The sequence below is a fragment of the Streptomyces sp. AJS327 genome (assembly GCF_013450295.1).
Lineage (GTDB): Bacteria > Actinomycetota > Actinomycetes > Streptomycetales > Streptomycetaceae > Streptomyces.
The window spans coordinates 2,006,111-2,024,733 of sequence record NZ_SKBR01000001.1 but is presented as its reverse complement, the minus strand read 5'-3'; the positions used below and the strand labels follow the sequence as shown (position 1 = coordinate 2,024,733).

The 18,623-nt window shown below is 74.9% G+C and carries 16 protein-coding genes, 1 pseudogene and 1 riboswitch; of the genes and pseudogenes, 5 read left to right on the top strand and 12 right to left on the bottom strand.

Translation table 11 applies throughout. From position 1 onward, the window contains the following. Nucleotides 1-304: 304 nt before the first annotated feature. On the bottom strand, nt 305-1,702 hold the full coding sequence (locus tag E0L36_RS08075) for a peptidase C39 family protein (RefSeq protein ID WP_180928122.1): 1,398 nt from the start codon (nt 1,700-1,702) through the stop codon (nt 305-307). A gap of 195 nt (nt 1,703-1,897) precedes the next feature. Here E0L36_RS08075 and E0L36_RS08070 point away from each other — a divergent pair, with 195 nt between their 5' ends. Further along, nucleotides 1,898-2,764 (top strand): uridine kinase, encoded by an 867-nt coding sequence (locus E0L36_RS08070; RefSeq protein ID WP_374705495.1) that lies wholly within the window; start codon nt 1,898-1,900, stop codon nt 2,762-2,764. A gap of 485 nt (nt 2,765-3,249) precedes the next feature. After that, nucleotides 3,250-5,259, top strand: coding sequence for an AAA family ATPase (locus E0L36_RS08065; RefSeq protein ID WP_180928121.1), 2,010 nt, complete (start codon nt 3,250-3,252; stop codon nt 5,257-5,259). Nucleotides 5,260-5,317: 58 nt separating this feature from the next. Here E0L36_RS08065 and E0L36_RS08060 read toward each other — a convergent pair whose 3' ends face one another. From E0L36_RS08060 to ribD, 8 genes are all read right to left on the bottom strand, one after another. Further along, nucleotides 5,318-5,764 (bottom strand): PH domain-containing protein, encoded by a 447-nt coding sequence (locus E0L36_RS08060; protein ID WP_180928120.1) that lies wholly within the window; start codon nt 5,762-5,764, stop codon nt 5,318-5,320. Nucleotides 5,765-5,797: 33 nt separating this feature from the next. Beyond that, a complete protein-coding gene (hisG, locus tag E0L36_RS08055; RefSeq protein WP_180928119.1) occupies nt 5,798-6,646 on the bottom strand; it encodes an ATP phosphoribosyltransferase in 849 nt (282 codons plus the stop codon). 86 nt (nt 6,647-6,732) lie between these two features. Next, the gene (locus E0L36_RS08050) at nt 6,733-7,005 is read right to left on the bottom strand and encodes a phosphoribosyl-ATP diphosphatase (protein ID WP_180928118.1); all 273 of its coding nucleotides are present in this window, start codon (nt 7,003-7,005) and stop codon (nt 6,733-6,735) included. 62 nt (nt 7,006-7,067) lie between these two features. After that, nucleotides 7,068-7,544, bottom strand: coding sequence for a 6,7-dimethyl-8-ribityllumazine synthase (ribH, locus tag E0L36_RS08045; protein ID WP_180928117.1), 477 nt, complete (start codon nt 7,542-7,544; stop codon nt 7,068-7,070). A 138-nt stretch (nt 7,545-7,682) separates the two neighbouring features. After that, the gene (locus E0L36_RS08040; protein WP_180928116.1) at nt 7,683-8,987 is read right to left on the bottom strand and encodes a bifunctional 3,4-dihydroxy-2-butanone-4-phosphate synthase/GTP cyclohydrolase II; all 1,305 of its coding nucleotides are present in this window, start codon (nt 8,985-8,987) and stop codon (nt 7,683-7,685) included. Continuing rightward, nucleotides 8,984-9,655 carry a nicotinamide mononucleotide transporter family protein gene (locus tag E0L36_RS08035; RefSeq protein WP_180928115.1) on the bottom strand — a complete coding sequence of 224 codons (672 nt, stop codon included), beginning with the start codon at nt 9,653-9,655 and terminating at the stop codon, nt 8,984-8,986. The genes E0L36_RS08040 and E0L36_RS08035 overlap by 4 nt, the downstream gene beginning before the upstream one ends. Continuing rightward, nucleotides 9,655-10,284, bottom strand: coding sequence for a riboflavin synthase (locus E0L36_RS08030; protein WP_180928114.1), 630 nt, complete (start codon nt 10,282-10,284; stop codon nt 9,655-9,657). Before E0L36_RS08030 ends, E0L36_RS08035 begins: the two co-directional genes overlap by 1 nt. Beyond that, complete coding sequence (gene ribD, locus E0L36_RS08025) at nt 10,285-11,400, bottom strand: bifunctional diaminohydroxyphosphoribosylaminopyrimidine deaminase/5-amino-6-(5-phosphoribosylamino)uracil reductase RibD (protein ID WP_180928674.1); 1,116 nt, start codon at nt 11,398-11,400, stop codon at nt 10,285-10,287. Between the two features lie 192 nt (nt 11,401-11,592). Then, nucleotides 11,593-11,723: riboswitch (FMN riboswitch) on the bottom strand. A gap of 415 nt (nt 11,724-12,138) precedes the next feature. Between ribD and E0L36_RS08020 the strand changes: the two are divergent. Both E0L36_RS08020 and E0L36_RS08015 read left to right on the top strand, forming a co-directional pair. Then, nucleotides 12,139-13,422 (top strand): annotated as a pseudogene (locus tag E0L36_RS08020) (MFS transporter); the annotation flags it as partial. A gap of 568 nt (nt 13,423-13,990) precedes the next feature. Then, on the top strand, nt 13,991-14,350 hold the full coding sequence (locus tag E0L36_RS08015) for a DUF952 domain-containing protein (RefSeq protein ID WP_180928113.1): 360 nt from the start codon (nt 13,991-13,993) through the stop codon (nt 14,348-14,350). Nucleotides 14,351-14,523: 173 nt separating this feature from the next. Here the strand turns inward: E0L36_RS08015 and E0L36_RS08010 are convergent, their stop codons facing one another. Together E0L36_RS08010 and E0L36_RS08005 are read right to left on the bottom strand one after the other, a co-directional pair. Next, entirely contained in the window at nt 14,524-14,934 is a 411-nt protein-coding gene (locus tag E0L36_RS08010; protein WP_180928112.1) for a thiol-disulfide oxidoreductase DCC family protein, read from the bottom strand. Nucleotides 14,935-14,998: 64 nt separating this feature from the next. Continuing rightward, nucleotides 14,999-16,435 (bottom strand): GuaB1 family IMP dehydrogenase-related protein, encoded by a 1,437-nt coding sequence (locus tag E0L36_RS08005; RefSeq protein ID WP_180928111.1) that lies wholly within the window; start codon nt 16,433-16,435, stop codon nt 14,999-15,001. A 295-nt stretch (nt 16,436-16,730) separates the two neighbouring features. Between E0L36_RS08005 and E0L36_RS08000 the strand changes: the two genes are divergently transcribed. Beyond that, a complete protein-coding gene (locus E0L36_RS08000; protein WP_180928110.1) occupies nt 16,731-17,792 on the top strand; it encodes a teichoic acid biosynthesis protein C in 1,062 nt (353 codons plus the stop codon). A gap of 56 nt (nt 17,793-17,848) precedes the next feature. Here E0L36_RS08000 and E0L36_RS07995 read toward each other — a convergent pair whose 3' ends face one another. Continuing rightward, nucleotides 17,849-18,502 carry an alpha-ketoglutarate-dependent dioxygenase AlkB gene (locus E0L36_RS07995; protein ID WP_308416666.1) on the bottom strand — a complete coding sequence of 218 codons (654 nt, stop codon included), beginning with the start codon at nt 18,500-18,502 and terminating at the stop codon, nt 17,849-17,851. Nucleotides 18,503-18,623: the final 121 nt, after the last annotated feature.

Genomic DNA, 18,623 nt, shown 5'->3' with positions numbered 1-18,623 from the left:
TCCCCCCGTGGCCTGCTGAGCGATGGGCTCAGACCGTCCCACGTCACATGCTTCGCGTCTCCGGCGGCTGGTTGAGCACAGGACGCGATACCGATCCGTGAGGGAAGAGGCCGGGCATCCCGCCAGGAAAGGGAAGGGCAGGGAAGGGCCTGGTCCCTGCCTCGGAGGTGACCCGTGGCCGCGGCTCAGGTGGTCCGCTGTCGGGCGCGAGCGGTGCCCGTCAGGTCGGACGAGGACACCTGCTCGCCCTCACGTCCCCGACCCGGCGGGCACCGCCCCGGCGGCGTGCGCCGCTGAGGAGCCGTCAGACGACGCCCAGCCTGCCCAGCACCTCCTGCTGAGCGGCGGTCAGCTCGGTGGGGAAGTAGAGGTAGCAGACCCCACCGGTTCCGCTCAGCTCCTTGCCGTCGGCGTCCTTCCGCTTGGTGCGGAGCCAGATGTTCTCCCACTGGCGGCGCTTGTAGACCCGCCGGACCGAGGGGTTGTCGGGGGAGGCCGGGTCGTTGGCGATGACGTCGCCGTCCTCGGTGAAGCCGATGACCGTCATCAGGTGACCGGCCGTGCCGTATCCGGCGCCGTCCAGCTCGGACTCGATGAAGGACTGGGAGGTGATCAGGGGGATCCCGGCGGCGACCACCTCCTCCGCCTGGGTGAGGCTCTCCAGGCGGGTGACGACGGCCTGCATGTCCTTGTACGTGGTGGCGTAGGCGACGTTGAAGGGCCAGTTGCCGCAGCCCTGGTACTGGTAGTCGAAGGTGTGGCGGGCCGCGTGGCAGACCTGCGGGTCGGCGTAGTCGGGGTTGACCCACTCCAGCTGTTCCGGGGTGGGCTCGCGGCCCCAGAACTCGATGATCATCTGCGAGGACGTGGGGCTGCACCACGCCTCTCCCCCGCCGTCGTACTCCGGGTACTGGCCCTTGTGGATCTCCTGCGAGTACCGCGGAACCTCCAGCTCCACACCGGCGCCGACGCCGGGCTCGGCAGCGGGGACCTCGTAGCGCGCCGGGACGTCCGAGCTCATCGCGCCGAGGCGCCAGAGCGCCGGAGCGGCGTCGCCGCCCTCGGCGCGGTAGAGGGTGGCGCGCAGTTGGAAGGAGGCGAGGCGCAGGCCGCTGTCCGCGTCGGCGATGGCGAAGGTGTCGGTGTAGACGGCGCTCTTGTCGTCGGTCTGGTCGTCGACGGAGGTGCGGCGGGGGACGTCCTCGCCGTCGCCCGCGGTCCAGACGCCGAGGGTGTAGGCGGGGGTGTCGGTGCCGTCCGAGTAGGTGCCCAGCAACTCGATCCGGACCCAGGTTCCGGCGGGGGTGTGGGCGTTCCAGGAGGCGATGAGTTCGCTGGCCGGGACGGAGGGCTCGTGGCGCGGGGAGGTCCAGGTGGCGTACTCCCAGGTGGCCGTGGTCCCGGTGTGCGGGTCGGTGTACTCGGTGGTGCCCGCGGGAGCGTCGAAGACGACGGCGGGGCGGGACTCGGCCTCCACGCGGGTGCCGTCCGCCGTGCCGGACTCCCAGTCGGCGGCGGTGGACCAGCCGTGGAAGTCGACGTACGTGGCCGCGCGGGCGCCGGGGCCCGCGGCGCGGGGAGCACCGGCCGGGGCTCCGCCGGACGAGCCGGCGGCGAGGGCCGAGGGGGCTGCCGCGGCTCCGGCCGCCACCGCGACGGCGGCGGCGAGGAAGGCGCGACGGTTGGCTGGTCTCCTGATCATGGCGGTGAGTCCCCTAGTCGGTGTGCGGCAGTTCGAGTCACGTCGTGCTGCATACGCCGTGCTGCGCGATGGCGGGTGCACGTCAGCTCTCCAACTATCGCCGTTCCGGGGGCTGACGGACCAGGGAACGGACCACACGGCGTGCCGTGATATTGGCCTGGACCGGTGGCGGCGGCCAGGCCGTACGCTGGCCGGATGGCTGGCTTCCCATCCCCGCGTCCCGGTGGTCCCGCCGTCCCGTCCGGCGCCGCTCCCCTGGCCGCCCCGGTCGAGCCGGGCGGCCCGGGGGTCGTGGCCACCGCGGCCGCGTCGGGGGCGTCCGTGGGAGACCGCCCGGTCGGCGAGGCGGGACCACCGGGCGGAGACGCCCCGGCGGGTCCGGGCGGCGGGACGGAACCGTCGCCGGGGGCGACGGGCGGCGCGCGGGCGGCGGATGCCGCGTCCACCGCGGCGGGGACGCCGGGCGGTGGGCTGGGGGAGCTGGGCGGACTGGCGGAGCTGGCCGGGCTGCTGGGCGGGCTGGCGCCCTCCTGCGGTCCGGTGCGACTGGTCGCAGTTGACGGACACGCGGGCTCGGGCAAAACCGTGTTCAGCACCCGGCTCGCGGCGGCGCTGGGCGGTGCGCCGGTGGTGCGCTTGGACGATCTGGCCAGCCACGCGCGGCTGTTCGACTGGACGGAGCGGCTGGAGGAGCAGGTTCTCGCCCCTCTGGCGCACGGGCGCACGGCCCGGTACGAGGTGTACGACTGGGAGCGGGCCGCCTTCACCGGCCGGGGGGAGGCGCGGCCCGCTCCGGTGGTGCTGCTGGAGGGGGTGGGGGCCGGGCGGCGGGTGGTGCGGCCCTCGCTGGCGTGCCTGCTGTGGATGGGGATGCCGCGCGGGACGGCGTGGGAGCGGGGGATGCGGCGGGACGGACCGGCGCTCTCCGGTTTCTGGGAGCGGTGGACGCGCGCCGAGCGCGCACATTTCGCCGATGACCCGTCGGAGCCGTTCGCCGATTTCGTGGTGCGCGAGCTACCCCGGGGGTACGAGGTGCGGCGGGGGCGGACGAGGCGTCCCTGAGTCCCCGGGAGAATCACGTTCTGTAATTCTCTCGCCCAGGTATGGCCCCGTGGTCAACTGCCGCCCCCGGGACGGCTTGACCCGGGGGCCGGAGAGGAATTACTTTTCCAACAAGCGCCCTGTACTGGACGCCTTCAGACGCGAGGCCCCCGGTTGTTCCCCCGTGACCGGGGGTCTCGTTCTGCGTCAAACGGAATTACCCCTCCGCAGTTCACTCACGCTGAGTAATGTATCGGCCCTCGCCCACATACCGCTCCCCGGACCAGCGCGGGCCTTCGGCACTCTTCGGCCCGCGCCGCTGCGCAGGTACGATGCGAAAAGGGAAGGGAACGCGGGGTCGCCCCACGCGGGGCTCCCCAACTCCCGCCCACAGGAGGAGTATTCGCCCGGCCCCAGGCTGGCGGCGGGGCTGTCCCAGACGATGCCCGGGCCGGACGGCGCCCGCGTCGCGCTGGGTGGCCGGTGCGGACGGCGGGGGACGTTTCATGGGGGACGTGATGGACTTCGGTACGCAGGCCCCCCAGGGCCTGCACGCCCCGGCAGACCTCGCCTGGCTGCGCGCCGTCGACGCGTACACCGTGGGCGGATACGCGCAGGCGGAGGAGGAGTTCCGCACCGCGGTGCGGCTCGACCCGGGGATGGCGGACGCCTGGCTCGGGCTCCACTCGCTGCGCGCCGACACCGCGACGGCGCTGCTGCGGATGCACCGTCACCGGGACCGCTTCGGCGAACAGCGCGCGCGGCACGGCCGCACCCTCAACTCCTGGTACTGGCTGGGCTGGTGGGTGCAGCCGGTGCTGGAGAGCGAGCGCGACCTGCTGCTGGCGCACGCCTCACACTGGCTGGACGGCCGTCATGTGGCGGAACTCGACCGGGCGCTGGCCGACTGCCCTCCGGTGGAGACCGACCAGCAGGTGCGGTTCCTGCACGCCTGCCGGGCGTACCTGGCGAAGGACTGGGACCGGCTGGTCCGGCACACCGAACCGCTGGTCGACGATCCGCTGCTGGGGATCGAGGCGGGCCTGTTCGCCGGGATGGCGCGGGTGCGGCTGGAGATGTACGGGCAGGCCGAACCGCTGCTGGCGGCCGCGCTGATGCGCTGCCGCAGCGAGCAGCCGCAGCGCAAGGAGCTGCGCTACTGGCTGGCGCGCGCCCGGGAGGGGACCGGGCGGAGCGCCTCGGCGCTGCCGCTCTACCGCGCGGTGCACCGTATCGATCCGGCGTTCATGGACACGGCGGCGCGGCTCACCACCATCGCGGAGAGCGACGGGCTGGAGGACTCCCCCGGGCTCGCGGCGGTCGTCACCGGTTCCGGTCCCCCGGGCGGTGAGCAGGACGGCGGTCTGGAGACGGGGCTGGACGCCCCGGCCGAGTCCGCGGACGGACTGGCCGGGGAGGGCGCGGCGGCGGGCGGTCCGCCGAAGGCGCCGGACGCCTCGGAGACCGCCGACCCGGACGTCGACCCGCTGGCGGAGGCGTTGCGGCTGGAGGACTCGGGGGATCCGGCCGATCCGGTGCGGGTGGACGCGGACGTGCTGCGGCAACGGGCGCTGCGCCAGGGGGCGCTGGGCGGTGGCCCGGCACCGGTGGGCTTCTCCGATCCGGTGCTGCTGGAGCAGGCGCTGGACGAGCTGGAGCGGATGGTCGGTCTGGAGCCGGTCAAGCGTCAGGTGCGGGCGCTCTCCGCGCAGTTGCGGATGGCACGGCTGCGGGCGGGGCAGGGGCTGCCGGTGCGGCCGCCCAAGCGGCACTTCATCTTCTCCGGGCCCTCCGGCACCGGGAAGACGACCGTCGCGCGGATTCTGGGGCGCGCCTTCTACGCGCTCGGCCTGCTCGGTGGGGATCACCTCGTGGAGGCCCAACGGGCCGATCTCGTCGGGGAGTTCCTGGGGCAGACGGCGGTGAAGGCGAACGAGCTGATCGACTCGGCGCTGGGCGGCGTGCTCTTCGTCGACGAGGCGTACGCCCTCTCCAACACCGGTTACACCAAGGGCGACGCCTACGGGGACGAGGCGCTCCAGGTCCTGCTGAAGCGGGCCGAGGACAACCGGGACCAGCTGGTGGTGATCCTCGCGGGCTATCCGGAGGGGATGGACCGGTTACTCGCGGCCAACCCCGGTCTCTCCTCGCGGTTCACCACCCGCGTCGACTTCCCCAGCTACCGCCCCCTGGAACTGACCGCGATCGGCGAGGTGCTGGCCGCCGAGGGCGGGGACGTGTGGGACGAGGAGGCGCTGGAGGAGCTGCGCAGCATCAGCGGTCACGTCGTGGACCAGGGCTGGATCGACGAGCTGGGCAACGGGCGCTTCCTGCGCACCCTGTACGAGAAGAGCTGCGCCTACCGCGATCTGCGGCTCTCGGGCTACCCGGGGACCCCGACGCGGGACGATCTGGCGACGCTGCGGCTGCCCGATCTGATGCAGGGGTACGGGGAGGTGCTGTCCGGCCGGGGCTCCGAGGGGCCGCGCCCGGATCCGCCACCGCCGCTGTCCTGACCGGCCGGGGGTGCCCGTCGGGGCGCGTGGAGCGGCCGGTCCGGGCGGCGGGGTGGGGTCAGTGGGGGTGTTCCTGGCCGGTTCCGTGCCGTTCGGCGAGCGCGCGGAGCGCGTTGGCGTCGCTGACCGCCTGCTCCCGGGCGATGCCGGGCTGGATGCCCATGGCCGGGAGGCTGGTGCCGTCGGAGAGGTCCAGCGAGACCCAGGGGTCGCCCTGCCGCAGGTTGACGCGGAGCACCTCGGCCCAGGCGAGCGTGCGGGTGGTGGTCAGGTTGACGACGGTCACCCCGCGCTCGTCCGCCGTCACGCGCGGGCGGGCGAGGAGCGTGAGGACGCCGAGGAAGAGCAGCCCGGTGACCGCGAAGCTGATCCGCTCCCCCGCGCTCGCCTGGAGGACCAGCCCGAGACCGACGAGCACGGCGCACAGCACCGCTCCGGCGCTGAGCAGGACGACGCGGGTGCGGGTCGGGCGGAAGGTGACGGGGAGCCCGGGGGGTTCGGTCATGGCGTGGTCCTGGGGTTCGGGCTGCCGGGTGGCTCAGAGGCGGCAGGCGTGGATACCGGTGGTCAGGATGGCCCGCGCGCCGAGTTCGTAGAGGTCGTCCATGATGCGCTGCGCCTCCTTGGTGCGGACCATGGAGCGGACCGCCACCCAGCCCTGGTCGTGCAGCGGGGAGATGGTGGGGGACTCCAGTCCGGGAGTGAGGGTCACGGCGCGCTCCAGGTACTCGGCGCGGATGTCGTAGTCCATCATCACGTAGCGGCGGGCGACGAGGACGCCCTGCATGCGGCGGAGGAACTGCGCCACCTTCGGGTCGGAGCCGTCGGCGTCGACGCCGCGGATGACCACCGCCTCGGAGTGCAGGATCGGCTCGCTGATCACCTCCAGCCCGGCGTTCCGCAGCGTGGTGCCGGTCTCCACCACGTCGGCGATGATCTCGGCGACGCCCAGCTGGATCGCGGTCTCCACCGCGCCGTCCAGGTGCACGACCGAGGCGTCCACGCCCTGTTCCGCGAGGTGCCACCGGACCAGTCCGGAGAAGGAGGTCGCGATAGTCCTCCCGGAGAACTCGCGGACGTCCGTCGCCGTGCCGGGGAGGGTGGCGTAGCGGAGGGTGGACCCGGCGAAGCCGAGTTCCAGGATCTCCTCGGCCCGCGCCCCGGAGTCCCGCAGCAGGTCCCGGCCGGTGATGCCGATGTCGAGCTTGCCGGAGCCGACGTAGACCGCGATGTCGCGGGGGCGGAGGAAGAAGAACTCGACCTCGTTCTCGCTGTCCACCAGGACGAGTTCGCGGCGGTCCTTGCGCTGCTCGTACCCCGCCTCATGGAGCATCGCCGACGCAGGCTCGGAGAGAGAACCCTTGTTGGGGACGGCGATGCGCAGCATGGGACGGGCTTCCTTCGCGTTGGTGGTGAGGGTGGTGCGGGTGGTGCGGGTGACGGGGAGGCGACCGCCGGCGGCGGGGCGGACGCTCAGAGGTGAGCGTATACGTCCTCGGGGGTGAGACCACGGGCGACCATCAGCACCTGGAGGTGGTAGAGCAGCTGGGAGATCTCCTCCGCGGTGCGCTCCTCGCCCTCGTACTCGGCGGCCATCCACACCTCGGCGGCCTCCTCGACGACCTTCTTGCCGATCGCGTGGACCCCCTGCGCCACCAGCTCGGCGGTGCGCGAGGTGATGGGGTCGCCGGTGGCGGCCTTGTGCTGGAGCTCGACGAAGAGCTCGTCGAATGTCTTGTTCGCCATGGTGGTCTCACCCTACGTGGTCGGCGCGGCCCGGACGGCGCGAGGGTCGGCGATACGGGAGGTCAGGCGGGTGCGACGGCCCGCAGTGCCAGCGCGGTGGCGACGGCGGCGGTGACCGCCTCGTGCCCCTTGTCCTCGTGTGAGCCGGGCAGCCCGGCCCGGTCGAGGGCCTGCTCCTCGGTGTCGCAGGTGAGCACGCCGAAGCCGACGGGGACGCCGGTGTCCACGGAGACCTGGGTGAGGCCCTGGGTGACGCCCTGGCAGACGTAGTCGAAGTGCGGGGTGCCGCCGCGGATGACCACGCCGAGCGCCACCACCGCGTCGTGCCGCGCGGCCAGCGCCCGGGCGGCGACGGGCAGTTCGTAGCTGCCGGGGACGCGCAGCACGGTGGGTTCCGGCAGCCCGAGTTCGCGGAGCGCGCGCAGGGCTCCCTCGGTGAGGCCGTCCATCACGGGCTGGTGCCACATCGCCGCGGTGACCGCGATCCGCAGTCCTTCGGTGTCGCGCAGGGTCAGGTCGGGTGCGCCCTTGCCGCTCATATCGCTCCTCGGGGTGGCGCCGGTCCCGGGCCCGGGGGCCCTGGCGGGGATCCGGCGGGGGGATCCGGTGGGATCCGGGGGACGGGGGTTGGGGGACGGGGTTGGGGGACGGGGTGGGCGGCTCGGCGGCCGCGCGGGCTACTGGCTGCGGCAGACGGAGACCGGGTCGGACTCCAGCCAGGGCAGGTCGTGGCCCATTCGGTCGCGTTTGGTCCGCAGGTAGCGCAGGTTGTGCTCACCGGCGTGGACGGGCAGCGGTTCACGCCCGACGACGCGCAGCCCGTGCCGCACCATGGCGGCGGTCTTCTCCGGGTTGTTGGTGATCAGCCGGAGGGAGCGCACCCCGAGGTCGAGCAGGATCTGCGCCGCGGCGCCGTAGTCGCGGGCGTCCGCCGGGAGCCCCAGCTCCAGGTTGGCGTCCAGGGTGTCGTGCCCCAGCTCCTGGAGTTCGTAGGCGCGCAGTTTGGACAGCAGGCCGATACCGCGCCCCTCGTGGCCACGGAGGTAGAGCACCACGCCGCGCCCCTCCTGCCGGACCCGGTCCAGCGACGCGCGCAGCTGCGGGCCGCAGTCACAGCGCAGCGAGTGGAAGACGTCCCCGGTGAGGCACTCGGAGTGCACCCGGACCAGCACGTTCTCGCCGTCGTCGAACGTGGGGTCGCCCGCGACCAGCGCGATGTGCTCGACTCCGTCGGTGGTGGAGCGGTAGCCGTAGGCGCGGAACTCCCCGGCCTCGGTGGGCAGCGTCGTCTCGGCCTCCCGGCGCACGGTCGGCTCGGCCCGGCGGCGGTAGGCGGTCAGGTCCTCGATGGAGATGATCGCCAGGCCGTGCTTGCGGGCGAAGGGCACCAGCTCGGGCAGGCGCAGCATGGTGCCGTCCTCCGCCGCGATCTCCACGATCGCGGCGGCGGGGCGCAGCCCGGCGAGCCGGGCCAGATCGGTCGCGGCCTCGGTGTGTCCGCTGCGGGCCAGCACGCCGCCGGGCCGGGCGCGCAGCGGGAAGACGTGGCCGGGCCGCACGAAGTGGGCGGGACCGGCCGCCGGGTCGGCGAGCAGCCGGATGGTGGCCGAGCGGTCGGCGGCGGAGATACCGGTGGTCACGCCGTACTCGGGGGAGGCGTCGACGGAGACGGTGAAGGCGGTGCCCATGGACTCGGTGTTGTCCTCGACCATCTGCGGCAGCCCGAGCCGGTCGATGTCGGCGGGCTCCATCGGGGTGCAGATGAGCCCGCGGCACTCGCTCATCATGAACGCGACCACCTCGGGGGTGGCCTTCTCGGCGGCCACCACCAGGTCACCCTCGTTCTCGCGGCTCTCGTCGTCCACCACCACCACGGGGCGGCCGAGGGCGATATCGCGCACCGCCCGCTCCACCGGGTCCAGTGCCGGTCCGCCGTCCGCCGGGACGGCCACGGGACCGCCCGGCCGGGTGTCTGCCGTCATGCGCGTACTCCTTCCATGGCGGGCTCCGCGGACGGGGCCCGTACGGTCTCGGCGCGGGACCGCAGCCACCAGGCGCGCAGGCCCCACAGCACCAGGCCGAGGTAGATCAGGTAGACGAGGCCGGAGAAGGCCAGCCCGCTGCTGAACGACAGCGGCACACCGACCAGGTCGACCAGCAGCCAGGCGAACCAGAACTCGACGAGGCCGCGGGCCTGGGCGACCATCGCGGCGAGCGTCCCGACGAAGATGTAGGCGTCCGGCCACGGGTTCCAGGAGAGCGTGGGCAGCAGCACGAACAGCCCGCCCACCGCCAGCGTTCCGACGGCCGTGCCCGCGAGCAGCGCGCCACGCTCCCGCCAGGTGGCGAAGCGGACGCTGAGCGTGCCGTCCTCGGTCTCGCGCATCCCCGTCCGCCACTGCCGCCAGCCCCAGACGGCCACGACGACGACGATGATCTGCTTGCCGACACCGCCGCCGAGTTGGGCCGAGCCGTAGGCCGCTACCAGGATCAGCCCGGCCAGCAGCTGCGCGGGCCAGGTCAGCATGGAACGGCGCCAGCCCAGCGCCAGGGCCAGCAGGCCGAGGGAGTTGCCGAGCATGTCGGACCAGATGACGCGCTGCCCGAAGGCGGCGAACGCCTCCTGGTTGAGCCAGTTCAGGGTGCCCATCACACGGCCTCCCGTCCGGCGCGGCCGGCCACCGCGTGCCCGGCGGGGCCGAGGAGCCGCTCGACGTACTTGGCCAGCACGTCCGTCTCCAGGTTGACGGGGTCACCGGGCCGTTTGCCGCCCAGGTTGGTGAGCTCCAGCGTGGTGGGGATCAGGCCGACGGTGAGGTGCCGCTCCCCCGCCTCCACCACGGTGAGGCTGACGCCGTCGATCGCGATGGAGCCCTTCTCCACCACGTACCGGGCGAGTTCGGCGGGGAGTTCCACGCGCAGCACTCCGTCCGCGCCGAGCGCGGCCACGGTTCCGGTGCCGTCCACGTGGCCCTGCACCAGGTGGCCGTCGAGCCGTCCGCCGAGTGTCATCGGCCGCTCCAGGTTGACGCGGGAGCCGACGGTCAGCGCCCCGAGCGCGGTACGGCGCAGGGTCTCGGCGATCACGTCGGCGGTGAACCCGCCGTCCGCCGCCTCCACCACGGTCAGGCAGGCGCCGTTGACCGCGATGGAGTCGCCGTGCCGCACCCCCTCCGTGACGCGCGGCCCGTGGAACCGGAACCGGCTGACGCCCTCCGGGCCCTCCAGGGCGGCGATCTCGACGACCTCGCCCAGCTCTTCGACAATGCCGGTGAACACTCAGGACTCCTCGGTACGGGTGGGGGCGGCGGGCGGTGTGGCGGGGACGGACCACGTGGGCGGATCGGGAGCGGCGGTGATCCGGACGTCGGGGCCGAGGCGCTCGCACTCGGTCAGCGTGAGCCGCGGCGCCTGCGCGATGGTGGTGATTCCGGCGGGGCCGAGCGCGGCCGGGCCGTCGCCGAGCAGGACGGGGGCGAGGTAGCCGATCACCCGGTCGACCAGCCGGGCCGCGACGAGGGCCGCGGCCAGCGTGGCGCCGCCCTCCACCAGCACGGAGCGCACCCCGCGCGCGTGCAGCCCGGTGAGGAGCGCCGGGAGGTCGAGCCCGGTGCCCTCGGCGCGTGGCAGCCGCAGCAACTCGACGCCCGCCGCCGTGAGTTCCCCGGCGGGCGCGTCGGCGGCCACCGCGATCAGGGTGGGCGCCGCGTCGTCCAGCACCCGGGCGCCGGGGCGCACCGTCGTGCCCTCGGTGTCGAGCACCACCCGGAGCGGCTGGGCGGCGCCGGGAACGCCCCGGGCCGCGAGGTGCGGGTCGTCCGCGCGAGCGGTACCGGACCCGACGAGCACCGCGTCGGACTCCGCGCGCAGCCGGTGGACGTCGGCCCGGGCCTCCTCGGAGGTGATCCAGCGGCTGGAGCCGTCGGCGGCGGCGGTGCGGCCGTCCAGCGTCGCGGCGTACTTCCAGGTCACATGGGGACGTTGGCGGAGCACCGAGGTCAGCCAGCTGGCGTTGCCCGCCGCCGCCTCGGCCTCCAGCAGGCCGCCCTCGACGCGCACGCCGGCGGCGGTGAGGGTGCGGGCGCCGCCGCCACCGGCGCCGGGGTCGGCGACCGCGTAGACGACCCGGGCGATCCCGGCGTCGATCAGCGCCCGCGAGCAGGGGCCGGTGCGGCCGGTGTGGTCACAGGGTTCGAGGGTGACGACGGCGGTGCCTCCGGCCGCGTCCTCGCCCGCCTCGGCGAGCGCGTGGATCTCGGCGTGCGGACCGCCCGCGCGCTGGTGCCAGCCCTCGCCCACGGTGCGTCCCCGCCGGTCCAGCACCACGCAGCCGACCACCGGGTTCGGGCTGGTGAATCCGAGTCCCCGGGCGGCGAGGGCGATGGCGCGGAGCATCGCGGCGCGCTCGGTCTGCGCGAGCGGCGTGGCCGCGGAGTGGGTGCCCACCTGAGTCCTCCTGCCTGGTCGGGCACGGACTCCGGGGCTCGTTCGGACGGGCGCGGAAGAGGGCTGGGAAGCCCGGAGGTACACCACCGCACGGGTGCGCTGGGGGCACCACGGAAGGGCGGTGTACCCGAAACCTGCCCGCCGCGCACTGCCTCCCATCCGGACTTTCACCGTCGGTCCAGGAATCTCACCTGGTCAACCGGTCGCTGGCGGCGATCGGGTCGCGGACTGTAACCGCCGGTTCGGAATTGCACCGACCCCGGAGTGCGCTGTGTGGCGTCACGAGTACCCCTCCAGTCTGCCACGGGGTGAGCTGTCGCATACCGGCCCCCGCTGTGGGCTCACTCACAGCACGGTCCCGGTCGCGTCGCAGCTCAGCGCGGTGCGTGCGGCGACGGGGCGGGAACGAGGGCGGGTACCGGCGGGCCGGGGCTGGGCGGGCTCCCGCCGTGCGGGGCGTGGCCGCGCCACGTACTGGGCACACATGAACACCGGCGGTCACGACCGGTCACGACCGGTCGTGAGGGGAAAGGCGCTGGTCCCGGGAGGCGTGTGTCGCCGCGACGGGGCCGCCGAACCGGGGATCCCGGGACGGCGTACGGGCGCGGGGACGCGCACGCGTGACGGGTACGGGCGAGCGAGTACGGGAACAGGCGGGGTCGCGCGGCGGCCAGGGAGGGGGTGCGCGTGTCCGGTGCGGTACCGGACCGTCCGGCTCGGCTCGCCCGGCGCGCGGTGGCCGCGGTCTTCGCCGTGCACGGGACGGTGAGCGGCGGCTTCGCCACCCGGATCCCCTGGCTGCGGGAGCATCTCGGGCTCAGCCCCGGCTGGTTGGGGCTCGCCCTGGTCTTCATGACGGTCGGCGCCTCGGCGGCGATGCCGCTCGCCGCGGGACTGGCGCACCGGCTGGGTCCGCGCCGCTCCCTGCGGTTGCTCACCGTGGTCTGCTGCGCCGCTCTGCCGCTGCCCGCGCTCGCGCCCCGACTGGGCTGGCTCTGCCTGGCGTTGCTGGTGTACGGGGCGGGGCTGGGGCTGCTGGACGTGGCGATGAACGACCACGGGGTGCGGGTGGAGCACGCCTACGGGCGCTCGGTGATGTCCGGGCTGCACGGCATGTGGAGCGCGGGGGCGCTGCTCGGCGGCGCGGGTGGTGCGGTGGCCGCGCAGGGCGGCCTGCCGGCCCCCGCCCATCTGAGCCTGGTGGCGCCCGCGTTGGCCGTGGCCGGGGTGGTGGCCTGCCGCTGGGTGCCGGGAGGCGCGGCGGCCCCCGGCGGGGAGGGCGCGACCGGCACGACGGGGCCGGAGGGCGCGACCGGCACGTCCGGCGCGAGCGCCGCGGAGGGTGGGGAGGGCGCGGCCCCGGCGCCGCCGAGGTTCGCGCCGCCCACCCGGGGAGCGCTGGCCGTCGGACTGGTGGGCTTCTGCGCCGTCTTCGCGGAGGGCGCCTCGATGGACTGGTCCGGCATCTACCTGCGGGACGTGACCGGGGCGGGTCCGGGCCTGGCCGCGGCCGCCTACACCGCGTTCGCCTGCACGATGGCGATCGCCCGGTTCACCGGGGACGCGGCGGTGCGGCGATTCGGGGCGGTGCGGACGGTCCGGGCCAGCGGGGGTGTGGCGGCGCTGGGCGGGGCGCTGGTGGTGGCGGCGGAGTCGCCGCCGCTCGCGGTGGCCGGGTTCGCCCTGGTCGGGGTCGGCATCGCGGTGGTGGTCCCGCTCTGTTTCGCCGCCGCCGGACGGACCGCGCCGGAGGCTCCCGCGCGGGCCATCGCCGGGGTGGCCACCCTGGCGTACGCCTCCGGTCTGGCGGCTCCGGCGGCCGTCGGCTGGATCGCCGAGACGACCTCGCTGACCTTCTCCTTCGGGCTGGTGACGGCGTTGCTGTTCGGGCTGGTAGCCGGGGCCGGGGTGCTGCGTCCCGCGCCGCGCGCGGTGCGTCCCGAACCGGGCGCGACGCCGGGGGAGTCGGGCCCCCCGACCCAGCGGACGGCGGCGAGCCGGGACGTGGCGACGGCCGGTGGCCCGGGGACCCACCGGGAGGTCGCACCGGGGCGGGACCCCGTCGCCCCGCCCCCTCCCGGGCGGGGGACGGAGCGGGCGCCCGGGCAGCCGGGGCGCGCGGGACCGGCCGGTCGCACTCCCCCTCCGCCGACCGGGCAGACTCCGACGCCCGAGACGCCCGCCCCGGACGACGGGACGGGGTGAGCGGCGGGCCCGGACCCGGGCGGATCCCCTTCCGCCCCGGCTCTCCCTCACCGCACGACAAGCCGATCTGTCGACATACCGTCAGATTCCCTCCCCGGTTCACCGCCCGGCGTTCACCGGACCGCGCGACCGCCCGCCCGCGTCTCCCATCGGTCCGTCCCCTCTCAGCGCGTCGGCCACCCGCGCGTCAGGCGGTCGACCGTCAGCGCGGTGGCGACCGCCGCCGGGGGCGGGCGGTGCGCCAACGACCGGTGGGCGCACGGACGTTGCCCGGGACGCGGTGCCGGGCACGCGCCCTTGGGGCGGTCCGGGAGCCAGCGCCTAGGCTCGGGGCATGACCGAGCTGCTGCACATCACCGAGCGCTCCGTGTGGGAGGCGGCCCGCGCGGACGGCGTGTACGAGATGTCGACGCGCGGCCGGACGCTGCGCGAGGTGGGGTTCATCCACTGCTCGCTGCCGCGTCAACTCCCCGCCGTCGCCGAGCTGTTGTACGGGGACGGCGAGACGGCCGGGCCCCGGGTCGATCCGGCCGAACTGGTGGTGCTCGTCATCGACGGCGAGGCGCTGACCGCGCCGGTGCGCTGGGAACCGCCGGTGCCGGGCGGCGAGGACCTCTTCCCCCACCTCTACGGACCGCTCCCGCTGGACGCGGTCGTCCGGGTCGAACCCTGGCGGGGCCGAGTCGGTCCGTGACGGGGCCGGTCGGACCGTGGCGGGAGGAGCCTCCGGCCGGAGGCTGAACGGCGCCCAGGACAGCCGCCGTTCGCCCGTCCGCCGCCGCTCGCGCGCGCCGGGTGGCCGTCCCGGGGCGGCTCGCCGTCAGACAGAAGCGGCTCGCCCCCCGGACGGCGAGGGCGGGGAGCCGGTCAGTGCCGGTGTGCCGGACCGGCCAGGTCCCGGTGGGAGAGGGCGCACGCCGGGGTCCCGCCCGGCAGCCGGTGCCGGTTGGCGGCGACGAGCCGGTAGACGGCGTGCGCGGCCCAGCGCAGCGGCGGCAGTCCGCGCAGCGCGCCGCCCAGGACCGCCCAGCCACCCCCGGCGCTGAGCAGCGCCTTCGCCACCGCCTGCGCCCCGCCGTAGACGGTGCCCGGCGGGGTGACCCACAGGACCTCGCGGGCGGCACGCTCCTCACTGACGCCGAGGTCGGCCAGGTCCACCAACTGCCAGGGGACCACGGTGCACCGGGGGCGCACCAGGCGCTGCGCCCGGTGCGCGCAGGAGGTGCAGAAGCCGCAGTCGCCGTCGTAGACGAGCACGGGGAGGGCGCGGTTCACCATGCCGTCATCCTGCCCGGAGTCCGGCGCGCCGCGCGCACGCCGGCCGTCGGGCCCACGCGGCCGCTCACCAGCTGACGTGCAGCGGCTTGCCCTCCGCGTACCCCGCGGCGCTCTGCACTCCGATCACGGCCTGCTCGGCGAACTCCGTCAGCGATCCGGCGCCCGCGTAGGTGCACGCCGAACGGACCCCGGCGACGATCGAGTCGATCACGTCCTCCACCCCGGGGCGGGCGGGGTCGATGAACATCCGGGAGGTGGAGATGCCCTCCTCGAAGACGGCCTTGCGGGCCCGGTCGTAGGCGGACTCCTCGCTGGTGCGGTTGCGCACCGCCCGGGAGGAGGCCATCCCGAACGACTCCTTGTAGTACCGCCCGTCCGGGGTCTGCTGGATGTCGCCCGGCGACTCGTGCGTCCCGGCGAACCAGGAACCGACCATCACGTTCGAGGCCCCGGCGGCGAGCGCCATCGCGACGTCGCGCGGGTGCCGCACGCCGCCGTCCGCCCAGACGTGCCGGCCGAGGGCCCGTGCCGCGGCGGCGCACTCCAGGACGGCGGAGAACTGCGGGCGCCCCACGCCGGTCATCATCCGCGTGGTGCACATCGCCCCGGGGCCGACGCCCACCTTGACGATGTCGGCCCCCGCCTCCACGAGGTCCCGCACCCCCGCGGCCGAGACGACGTTGCCCGCCACAACGGGCACCCGCGGCCGGAGCCGCCGCACGGCGCGCAGCGCCTCGATCATGCCCTCCTGGTGCCCGTGCGCGGTGTCGACGACCAGAGTGTCCGCGCCCGCCTCCAGCAACTCCCGGGCACGCGCGGCCACATCGCCGTTGATGCCGATCGCGGTGGCGACGCGGAGTGCGCCCCCCTCGTCCACCGCGGGGCGGTACAGGGTGGCGCGCAGCGCGCCCTTGCGGGTGAGGATGCCGACCAGGCGGCCGTCGGCGTCCACCGCGGGGGCGAGCTTGCGGTGGGCCGAGTCCAGCCGGTTGAACGCCTCCCGGGGGTCTATCCCGGCGTCCAGCGCGAGCACCTCGCGCGACATCACCTCGGAGAGCTGGGTGAAGCGGTCCACGCCGGTGAGGTCCGACTCGGTGACGACGCCGACCGGGCGGCCGTCCCGGACGACCACCCCGGCGCCGTGCGCCCGCTTCGGCAGCAGCGCGAGGGCGTCCGCGACGGTCTGCCCCGGCGCGAGCGTGATGGGGGTGTCCAGCACCAGGTGCCGCCGCTTCACCCAGGCGATGACCTCGGCCACGACCTCGATCGGGATGTCCTGCGGGATGACCACCAGCCCGCCGCGGCGCGCGACGGTCTCCGCCATCCGGCGCCCGGCGACCGCGGTCATGTTGGCGACGACGAGCGGGATGGTGGTGCCGGTGCCGTCGGACGCGGAGAGGTCCACGCCCTGCCGGGAACCCACCGCCGAGCGGCTGGGCACCATGAAGACATCGTCGTACGTCAGGTCGTACGACGGCTGCTGATCGTTGAGAAAGCGCACGTGGTCGAGTCTCGCACAGGGGCACAACCGGCCGGGCGGCGGTGAGCCACGCGACCCCGGCCGCGCGCCACCGTGCCGCGCCCCGGGGCGGAGCGGCCGCGCGGCCGACGCCCGCCGTCCTCCACCCTGCTCCTGGAAAGCGCAGGTCAGGGAGGGTACTGCGGGTGTTCCCGGGGCGGCCGACTCCAGCCGCCATCTGTATGAAGAATGGGCCGCAAGCGGTACTTTCCGTGCGGATCCGGTGAACGCTCTGGGCGCGGGGAGTGTGCAGCTGCCACAGGAAGGACCAACCGCCATGGCGGACTCCAGCCAGGTGCCACCGCGCCGCAGGAACGTCCTCCGACTCGGCGCGGCCACCGCCCTCGGCGGGCTCGGGCTCTTACCCTCCCGCGTCGCCGCCGCCCCGGCCGGTGGTGGCGGTCCCCTCGCCGAACGCGGGCGGAGCGCGCTGTCCGTCGCCCGCCGGGGCCTGCTCACCGACCAGCGGCTGCGGCACCGCACGGTGCTCCAGTCCTTCGCCTTCGACGAGCGGGCCCGGCGCGTCTACGCCCTCCAGGTGGTGCAGAGCGGGGTGCGGCTCCCGGGGGAACAACGTGGCTACTCACACCGCGAACGGCTGGTCCGGGGGGACCTCTGCCTCAACGCCCTCTCGATACAGGGGGATCCGGTCGGACGCATGTACCTCAGGGGCTTCGGGCACGGCGGGGCGATCGGCGCCCAGGAGACCCCCGGAGAGGGCCTGACCCTCTGGACCGAGTGGGACGCCCACCCCACCTCCGGCTACGGCACCGCGCTCGCCCGCTTCCGCTTCCGGGACGGAGCCGTGCTGGAGCGCTCCGACCCCGGACTGCACACCTACCGGGCGCTGCCCGGCACCACCAAGAACCAGCTGGCGCTGGACGCCTACGGGCGGCGCCTGCTGCTCCGCTACCGACGCGACGGCCAGTACCGCTTCGCGCTGTACGACCTCGACCGGTTCCTCGCCCGCGACTTCCACGCGCTGACGGACTTCCCCCAGCCCAACCCGCAGCGCCACGACTACTTCCAGGGCATGGCCCTGTACGGCAACTACGCCTACCAGCTCACCAGCAGCGCCTACGGGCCGTCCGGGCCGGACGCCACCCTGCTGACCTGCGTGCACCTCGGCTCCCGGCGCATCGTCCAGCAGGTCTGCCCGGCCCGGGCCGCGGGCGTCGGCACCTGCGAACCGGAGGGGCTGGCGGTACTGGCGCGCCCCACGCCCCGGCTGTGCGTGGGGCTGGCCTCGCCGTTCGCGCGGGTGCGGCTGTTCTCGCTGTTCAGCACCGACCTCCGGCGCAGTCCGGACGTCCTGCGGCTCGGGCTGGAGACCCACTGAGGCGGCGGAACCGCCCGCCGCAGGGCGGTTCCCCTCCCCCGGGGCGGGGGGGCGGTTCAGCTCAGCCCGGTGTGGCGCAGGGTGATGTTGATCCGCCCGGCGTCCAGCCCCAGCCCCTCGGGCGCGGTGCCCGGCCAGATCCGGGGGACGCCGTGGAAGGCGAAGCGGGAGGGGCCGCCGAAGACGACGACGTCCCCCGAGGCCAGCTCCAGGTCCGTCCAGGGGCGGTTCCGCGTCCGGTCGTTGCCGAAGCGGAACACGCAGGCGTCGCCGAGGCTCAGGGAGACGACCGGGGCGGCCGACCGCTCGTCCCGGTCCTGGTGCATGCCCATCCGGGCGGCGTCGTCGTAGAAGTTGACCAGTGCGGCGTCGGGGGCGTAGGCCGCTCCGGAGGCGGCGTCCCACGCCTCGGCCAGCGCCGACCGCCCCAGCGCGGCCAGCCACTCCGGGAGGGGCGCGACCCGGCCGCCGCCCGCGTCGTCCGCGGTGCGCGAGTAGCGGTAGGGCCGCCAGTGCCAGCCGAGGCAGACCGTCCGCACCGACATCCGGTGCCCGTTCGGCAAGCGCGCGGCGCGGGCGGGCACCGGCCCGTCCGCCCACGCCCGGCAGGCCGCGACGAGTTCCCGCTGCCGCCCGGCGTCGAGCCAGCCGGGCAGGTGGACGGCGCCCGGGGCGATCTCGCGTCGCCCCCCGGTGGGCAGTGTGAACACGGGACCTCCCCTCGCGCGGTGGGCACGGCGCCGGTACGGCGCGCTCTCCCGGCGCCGGTCCCAGGACCCGTCCGAGGGCCCGTCCGAGGTCCGGCCGGTGCCGGAGCCAGCGCCGGGTACG

Excerpts from the sequence above, each read along its gene's own strand:
- E0L36_RS08065 (WP_180928121.1), top strand. The coding sequence starts at position 3,250 with ATGGGGGACGTGATGGACTTCGGTACGCAGGCCCCCCAGGGCCTGCAC.
- E0L36_RS08050 (WP_180928118.1), bottom strand. The coding sequence starts at position 7,005 with ATGGCGAACAAGACATTCGACGAGCTCTTCGTCGAGCTCCAGCACAAG.
- hisG (WP_180928119.1), bottom strand. The coding sequence starts at position 6,646 with ATGCTGCGCATCGCCGTCCCCAACAAGGGTTCTCTCTCCGAGCCTGCG.
- E0L36_RS08075 (WP_180928122.1), bottom strand. The coding sequence starts at position 1,702 with ATGATCAGGAGACCAGCCAACCGTCGCGCCTTCCTCGCCGCCGCCGTC.
- ribD (WP_180928674.1), bottom strand. The coding sequence starts at position 11,400 with ATGCTCCGCGCCATCGCCCTCGCCGCCCGGGGACTCGGATTCACCAGC.
- E0L36_RS08035 (WP_180928115.1), bottom strand. The coding sequence starts at position 9,655 with ATGGGCACCCTGAACTGGCTCAACCAGGAGGCGTTCGCCGCCTTCGGG.
- E0L36_RS08060 (WP_180928120.1), bottom strand. The coding sequence starts at position 5,764 with ATGACCGAACCCCCCGGGCTCCCCGTCACCTTCCGCCCGACCCGCACC.
- E0L36_RS08070 (WP_374705495.1), top strand. The coding sequence starts at position 1,898 with ATGGCTGGCTTCCCATCCCCGCGTCCCGGTGGTCCCGCCGTCCCGTCC.
- E0L36_RS08040 (WP_180928116.1), bottom strand. The coding sequence starts at position 8,987 with ATGACGGCAGACACCCGGCCGGGCGGTCCCGTGGCCGTCCCGGCGGAC.
- E0L36_RS08000 (WP_180928110.1), top strand. The coding sequence starts at position 16,731 with ATGGCGGACTCCAGCCAGGTGCCACCGCGCCGCAGGAACGTCCTCCGA.
- ribH (WP_180928117.1), bottom strand. The coding sequence starts at position 7,544 with ATGAGCGGCAAGGGCGCACCCGACCTGACCCTGCGCGACACCGAAGGA.
- E0L36_RS08015 (WP_180928113.1), top strand. The coding sequence starts at position 13,991 with ATGACCGAGCTGCTGCACATCACCGAGCGCTCCGTGTGGGAGGCGGCC.
- E0L36_RS08010 (WP_180928112.1), bottom strand. The coding sequence starts at position 14,934 with ATGGTGAACCGCGCCCTCCCCGTGCTCGTCTACGACGGCGACTGCGGC.